The 7,324-nt window shown below is 45.2% G+C and carries 3 protein-coding genes and 2 pseudogenes (1 of these 5 cut by a window edge); 1 reads left to right on the top strand and 4 read right to left on the bottom strand.

What is annotated here, in order from left to right; all coding sequences use genetic code 11:
- The 4 genes and pseudogenes from A2048_10890 to A2048_10875 all read right to left on the bottom strand — a co-directional run.
- A pseudogene (locus A2048_10890) lies at nucleotides 1-4,776 on the bottom strand (hypothetical protein) (it extends 345 nt beyond the left edge of the window).
- 336 nt (nucleotides 4,777-5,112) lie between these two features.
- On the bottom strand, nucleotides 5,113-6,318 hold the full coding sequence (locus A2048_10885; protein ID OGP09780.1) for a hypothetical protein: 1,206 nt from the start codon (nucleotides 6,316-6,318) through the stop codon (nucleotides 5,113-5,115).
- An 82-nt stretch (nucleotides 6,319-6,400) separates the two neighbouring features.
- The gene (locus A2048_10880; protein OGP09779.1) at nucleotides 6,401-6,664 is read right to left on the bottom strand and encodes a hypothetical protein; all 264 of its coding nucleotides are present in this window, start codon (nucleotides 6,662-6,664) and stop codon (nucleotides 6,401-6,403) included.
- Nucleotides 6,661-6,930: a hypothetical protein gene (locus tag A2048_10875; GenBank protein OGP09778.1), complete on the bottom strand. Its 270-nt coding sequence runs from the start codon at nucleotides 6,928-6,930 to the stop codon at nucleotides 6,661-6,663. The genes A2048_10880 and A2048_10875 overlap by 4 nt, the downstream gene beginning before the upstream one ends.
- A 120-nt stretch (nucleotides 6,931-7,050) precedes the next feature.
- Between A2048_10875 and A2048_10870 the strand changes: the two are divergent.
- Nucleotides 7,051-7,324: pseudogene (locus tag A2048_10870) on the top strand (hypothetical protein).

Raw genomic sequence — 7,324 nt, 5'->3', positions numbered from 1 at the left:
AATGACAATGCGCTTTAAGGGGCCATTGGGGCCAGTACGCAGGGTATAACGGGTTTCGTTCAAGTCGTTGCCGTAGGTTCCTTTTTTTACATAATGTTGGGGAACGGTGACATCGCCTCCCTTAATAACCACTGATTCGTTATCAAAATCCTCCAATTTAAGAGGCAGATTAATGGCAAAGCTGGGAACGGTGCTGCTTAAAATGTCCTTGCCTAAATCGCCAACGACTTTGCTTAAAACCACACTTTTTATGTCGGACAAAAGATCTTGATCGTTGAAAGTGCCGGCAGCGTGCCCCGGCACGGCGCTTAGGTAAAAAATCGAATCGGGTTGGATGAAAAGTTCAATGCGGATTTGATTGGCGTCGGTTTTATATTTTATGCCCATTTTCAACAGGGCATCCAGACGTATGCGTGCCACTTCGTTTCCTACTCTAAAAGAGCCGGCCCCGTTATTGCCGTCGCCAATGCGTTCCAGGCCTTTTAAGGTAAGGACCACATTGGTTAACCCCAGTTGCAAAATGGCGGCATTCATATTGTCCCGATTAAATCCCAATTCACCCATTTGTTGCGCCGTTATTTGCCCCCCCGCAGGCAATTGGCTTTCTAGTGGCAGCAAAGCCAGAGTGGGGGGGGGGTTTCTATCAAGCGTAATGTCCAGGTGGGACATCGAAGCATCCGGGAACAAGTTGGCCAGGTTGGGGGCAATAGTTGATGGAGGCAATTCAGGAGAAATAACCCCCGCAACATCTCCACAAATATCCAGGTTTGCCATGATGACGTTGTCAATGCCGATGGTCCATCCGTTAATGGGTTGCAGATCTTCTTTCAGGTCTTTACTTAAAAGGTTAAGGCGTGAAAAAGGGCCATCATGAAAAACGAGGTGGGTAAGAGAATTAATCAACTCTTCAATGGCCACAGAAGTGCCGAGATAGGGTGCGTTGGCAATGTCATGTAAGGGGAACCGTCTTTCAAAATTGTTGGCACTGGTGTTGCGGAACATATATCCCAAACCGCTATTGCTGGCAAAATTACGTCCTGGGGCCTGGTTTGCGCCAATTTGAAGTGGAAGTTTCAGTGAGATACCATCATCGTTTATTCCAATATCGGCTTCGCTTAAGTACATTTTAATATTGAAAATAGGGTTGGTTGCATCCGAGGCCGGCAATTCAAATTCAGCTTCACCATCTTCTTCGTCAATGGCTGCTGTTGAAAAATCATCCTGATCATCTTCAGGAACCCATGGCAGGTAGGGAAAAGCTTCGGGATTAATGAGAGGGTTTATTTTTTCATCACCAATGCAACTAAGAATATTCTTGAATGTCTCCAAAACTTTTTCTTGAAGTAAACCCAATAACCATAAATTATTGCCATCTTCGGTGACATCTTCTTTCAATAAACGACCCAGGGGTGAAGACAAGTCCATAAGAATGGGAAATACTTCCCCGTGTTCTCTGCATCCAAGTGGCAGGTCAAAATCAGCATTATAATGGGCTCGATAGTAGCGTGCACATTCATGGTAGGGTTCTAATTGAATTGAAATATTATCGTGATCAAGGTCGATATCGATGTTCTCTTTGTGAATGACAAGTTTATTGGTGTAGGTGCCATTTATCCGAACTTTCGTTAATTGAAGGACGTTACGCAGGTTAAGCCGGATTTTTCCGACATTCCAGATAATGGGGATGAGGGGATCATTTTCAACGCCGGTGACACCCCCTTCAACAAGACCAATGGCAGCAGCACTTCCCCAAAATGCGGGAGAATGGTTTCCTTCACCGGGGACGTCATCGCAAGGATTATCGGGGGTTCGGTTTCTATCAACCCATTCACCATCCCCTAAAATACAAACATCAGCGTCAATATATCCGTTGGCTTTTACTTCTAATTGTCCAATGCGCCATTTGCCTTGGACTGTGTCATCAAAGTTTAAATTGGCTCGGCACGAATCGGGATCCCTTTGGCAGGCATTGATGTTAGACATGTGGCTTACAGGCCAAGCCGTCTCATCTTCTAGAAAATCGGTGCTATTGTCACCAAAGCCCTTGTAGACAAACTGGAACATTTTGTAAGGAACAATGGCGGTAGAAAGCAGATTGTTACAAGAGTCACAAGCGACATCCCAGCTTTCTGTAAAATTCAATATATCGTCACGGCTTCGCCCACCACATTGGCCTTCAAAAACGATCAGATCAAGCAAATGGGGGTTTAGGTCTTCTCTAATCTCACGAAGTATGCGGTACTTGATAAGAGCATTATACTTTTGAGGCATGGTGGCATGCAGATTTTCCCAAATATTTCTCTTCTTTTTTACATCATTGGGATCATCATCTTCTAATGTCATGAAATCGCCACCGGGAATGATATCAAGCCCATTTTCAAAACTGATATTTTCTCCATTATCTTGAATGTTGTTATTGTTTTCGTCTCCAGGAAGAAATCCCCCTTGAACAACATTCCCGAATTGCAAAGCTTCGTTATCGGGATCGTTTAAGGCTTTTTCAATGCCTTGAATGATAACGGGGTCCTTAATGATGCCTTCGGCCAAATAAAGCATGAGGGGGGTTCGTTTGGTTTTTCCATTTTCCTCCAAAGTTCCCAATTTGTGGGTTGTGATTTTTGTGGCTCTGTCAGGGGCATTGTCAAATGTAGATCTTCCAAATCTCCCCCGCTGAAAACTAATCGTCTTGAACGAATAATGCCCGTTGGCGTCAACGGCCATGATTTGGAGAATGTTGGTGAAACGGGTGAGTTTGTTGACCTGGCCTACGGGTTGTCGGGCCTCGGCACCAAATTTTTGGAGAACGGCCCTGGGCCTGTTGTTGCCGGCATCCCCAACTTCGCCCTCGTCATCTTCCTGGGGAACCAGCCTTATCTTAAAATAACCGCGGCGGATGTTGCCGAAATTTCCTTCATTGCGGCGGGGGTCAACACCCACAAGCACTTCCGGGCAAATTTCATAGCCCGATTCCTTGTCCGTTTCCTTGAAATTGGGGGTGTTCACCCACAGCTTTACAAAGCATTGCCCCTGCTCGTCGGCATTTTCGCTTTGGGTGATGGGGGGCTTGTAGTTTTCAACCGTGCATTCAAGAAACAGGGAAGTGTTTTCAGTGTACACGCGGTTTTCGCCCACATTGGTGGCCCCAATTTCAGTACAGGTGATATTGGGCTTGTCGTTATCCATGATAAGGGTGGTATCAAAAGTGACGCAGTTGCCCCCGCATTCGCTTTCAGTAAAATCATTGCAGGCTTGCACCGTAAAGCGATTAAGCCCTTTGACCAAATCACGACCCACATTTAATTGATGGCAAAAACTGGAGTTGCGATCCTCATCGGTTTCCGGACAGGTAAGATGGGGGTTGGGTTGGTCGGGGTTGTCGTTGGGGTCAGTTTCCGGATCAAACAATGCTTCATTGGTGACCAAACAACTTCGGCCATTACAGTCTAAATTCTGGTTGCCGGCAGGGCAGTCTTTGATGACTTCACGTTCATTATTGTTTTCAGGGCGTCTGGGAGGTTGGCCTGCCGCTAAAATACTTTTTTGAATGGAAATGCGTACGGGATGGCCTTGTCTTCCTGAAAAAGGAAGGTTTGAAAAATTCACTTTTAACTGAAGATCACGATTGTCGGCTCCGCTGGGTTTTGTTTCAGAAAGACTGGTGACAGCCACGCCACCCCCGTCTGTGACTTGCACAATGCCTTGAGGGGCTGTGTAGCGCACCACGGGGATGCTTTTACAAACTTTGCCGTTGTGCGTGTTGGTGTTCAGACAAAAAACAACATTGTAAGTTTGAATGGGACGGTAGGGGATTTCGATGGTTTTGTTAAATTGACCGTCTTCTTCCAGGGGCACATCCACACTTAAACCATCACTTTGAACAGAAATATTCAGATTACGGTCTTTAATAATGCGGTCATCGGAAATACGGCCGCGAGCCTGAATATTAAAAAAATGAAGGTAAGGGCGTGAACCAGGAGCAACGGGGCTATTGCGATTGCGCTGCGCTGCGGGATCGTCATACTGCGGTTGGCCGCTTGTTCCTTCCCACACCAAGTTCCCCGGTTGGGGAGCCGTAATGTTAAAGAGCAGGGGAAGGGTGGTGCCTTCCAGTTTTAGGCGACGGGCATAATTGGCACTTTCAACGCGTATATTGACAAACCCTTCATCAGTTCGGGTTCGGTTACGAAAATTGGAATTGGCCAAGCGGCGGTAGCACACTTCAACCGAATCCGAAAGCCCGGTAAGCCGGTTTTCAGAAACGCTGCCGCCATTTCGCAAAACAAATTGCGGATAAGTTTTGTCATTTTCCCGGTCGGTAAAAGTGGCAGGGGTTCTTCCTTCAACCGTGGAATCAATTTCTGCCGAAAAAGGAACACAGCCGGTTACGGTGATGGTTTTGCAATCCAGGTTTTGATCGATGTTTTCAACAGGCGTGAGTTCGTTATCTCCAAATTGGATGGGGTTGGGAGAAACAACGGACAAGCCTTGTTCAGAGGAGGTGCATGCTTCTTCGGGGGATTCAACTCTGTCCCCACCCGCACCCGGGTTGCCCGGGCCACCGGAACCACCGGGGGTTACATCGTCATCAGCAGGGCCTTCGTTAATGGCGTCATCGGCCATTTTGGAATCAAGTTTGTCGGGGCTCGAAAAAAGACTGCAGGATGAAAGGGTAAAAATAAAAACCAGGCTTAAAAGCCAGGGCAACCCCTGGCGCCAAGGGGTTGAGGATGAGTTCCATAAGGGAGTTTTTTGGTTTTTGTCTTTGTGATTTTCCATGCCCCCTCTTAGGGTAAGAGGGGGTTGGGGGGAGTTATATCTCTGCTCTTTCTCGTTCCCATGCTCTGCGTGGGAACGTCTTATATACGACGCTCCAGCGTCTGAATGGCTTGTTCCCACGCAGAGCGTAGGAACAAGAGTGTGCCCCAAATCCCTTGAAATTCTTCGCGGAAGAGTCCCAATTGTACTTATGTAATTGTTTTCCCTCATCCTATAAGTATTGTCGGCAGGAATTCAAAAAGGTTTCGGGAATTTTCAAGAAAATAGGAAATGATTTAAAAACATTGCCGCATTGCGGCAAGAAGAGGCTTGGGGCGGACGGAGTGTGGTGTACATTTATAAAACAGTCTGCATCAAAGGTAGGGAAGCAGCTTCCTCTAACTTCATGAAATAAACAGGGCGATGCCCGAGCTTTTTTTCTCCCTTTAAGTTTTTGTTGAAAACAATACCGAAAGGGGCCTTGGGATAAGTTTTCATGAAGTATGACAGGCCGGATGGTATTTCCATTTTATGGAGGGTTGATTTTACCTCGATGGGATGGGGAGTCCTGTTTTTGATGACTATAAAATCAACTTCATCCCCTTTTTTTGTTCTCCAGAAACGGATTTCCATATTGGGTTTCATTTGATTTTGAAGATGCCAAAAAACAAAACTTTCATGAAGGATGCCATTATCATCACGATGGTCAGGGATGCGGAAATCCTTGAGCAGGCTATTCCTTATTCCCAAATCGAACAGGTAATACTTCCGTGACTTTTTAAGTTCGTTGGCCAGATTGCCGGAAAAACTGGTTACCTGGAAGCATATATAGGTATGGGCCATGATATCCAGGTATCGCGCCAATGTTGGCTCAGCAAGGCCGATTTCCCTGGCCATATTGGAAATGGGCGTTATGCCTCCCTGGTTGTGAGCCAAGACGTACAAAAGGGAATTGAAGGCACGAACGTTTTCCTCTTTGATAAGAGCCTTGATATCTTTGGCAAGATAAGTGCTGACGATGTTTTCTAAAAGATCCATTTTTTCCTCGGATGTTGAAAGATGGATCAATCCCGGCATGCCTCCCCATTGTAAATAGTCAGACAAATTTACTTTGGGTATTTGTTGGTATTCGTCCCAGGAAAGGGGGTGAATGATGGTTTTGCGGAATCGTCCCGCCAGGCTTTCCTTAAGGTGCTTGTGTATTTCTGTGGAAGACGAGCCTGAGGCAAAAATTTTAACGCCACATTGACTGTCATAAATGGCCTTGAAAATCTTGGAGGCATTTTCCAGATAATGAAATTCATCAATAAAGATGACCTGTGCCTTTTGAGTGAGTAAATTAAAAATTTCTTTGTGGTTGCCCGACAATTGGGCCAAGTCGGAGGAGAGCTCAAGATTAAAATAAGCTGTTTTTAGCCCCTTTTTTTGGGCTGTCTGTTCCAGTTTTTTTAAAAGGGTGCTTTTGCCAACCTGCCTTGCTCCAAGTAAAATGCTGATAAACGGTTCCGTTATTTCATCATTTAACTTATTGAAAACATTTCTTTTTATTTCCATTGGAACCATTCTAATATAGTTCTTTAGAATAGTTCCAGCTTATTTTTTACGTCACCCCCGCCAAAGGATGGGCATGGCCCTAAGTATGAAGTTACTTTAAAACATAGATGGTTTTTCTCTGTCCCAAAGTCATGATTTCAAGAAGACTCTTTTCTTCAACAACTTTATAAATCACCCGGTAATGCCTTATTTTTAGGGAGAAGAACCCGGTGAGTTCCCGTTGCAACGGTTTTCCCACCCATGGGTTTTCTTTAAGTTCATCAAGCGATGAACGGATTTCTCTTCTTAATTGTGGATGAAGGCGGGCAAGCCTGGTTTTGGCCTGAGTCGTGAAGGTAAGATGAAAAGGCTTCAATCTTTAAACACCTCTTTTTCCGAATGCATTTCGCCTTTTTGGGCTTCGCGCACCGCTTTTTTAAGCGACCGGACCAGGGCTTGGTCATTGAGAATTTCAACGGTTTCCATAAGCCCCTCATACTCATCAAGACTCATCAAAATACCGGCCGCCTTCCCATCTTTGGTAATGGCATAACTGCCCCCATTTTTTTGCAGGGTTTTTATAAGGGTTAATAATTCTTTTTTTACTTGGGTAACCGGCAAGATTTTGTCGATGGTTAACATTTAAGTACCTCTTTAAATACCCATTTAAATTATCAGTATTCATTTTTTTAAGCAATGGGTTTGTTAAGTGGTCATATTTTTTAAATTGACAATAACAAGGAACTATTTAATGAACTTTTCATGGCTGACACCTCTCTTAATATTTCTGGTTCTGAGCCTCTGATCAGTGTTGATCCCAGTACCTTAGTTTGCGAAGAACCCGACTTTACTGATGACCCCACTTTTGATGCACGGGTAGCCGAACAGCAACTTACAGAACAAAATAATTACACAAGCCGAGCTCGTCCCGACCAAAAGCTTCATACCCTTGTCCAATCAGCAGGCACGCAACAGCGCTCTTATGGTGATTACTTCCCCTTGGTTCTCGAAGGCGCTATGCTTCCTCTGGCCCTAT

It is taken from the genome of Deltaproteobacteria bacterium GWA2_45_12 (genome assembly GCA_001797365.1).
Taxonomy (GTDB): domain Bacteria; phylum UBA10199; class UBA10199; order UBA10199; family UBA10199; genus UBA10199.
The sequence above is the reverse complement of the archived record's forward strand: the minus strand, read 5'-3'. Positions and strand labels throughout refer to the sequence as shown.

What these genes read in the sequence shown, in the direction of transcription:
- A2048_10885 (OGP09780.1), bottom strand. Translation starts at nt 6,318, where the DNA reads ATGGTTCCAATGGAAATAAAAAGAAATGTTTTCAATAAGTTAAATGAT.
- A2048_10875 (OGP09778.1), bottom strand. Translation starts at nt 6,930, where the DNA reads ATGTTAACCATCGACAAAATCTTGCCGGTTACCCAAGTAAAAAAAGAA.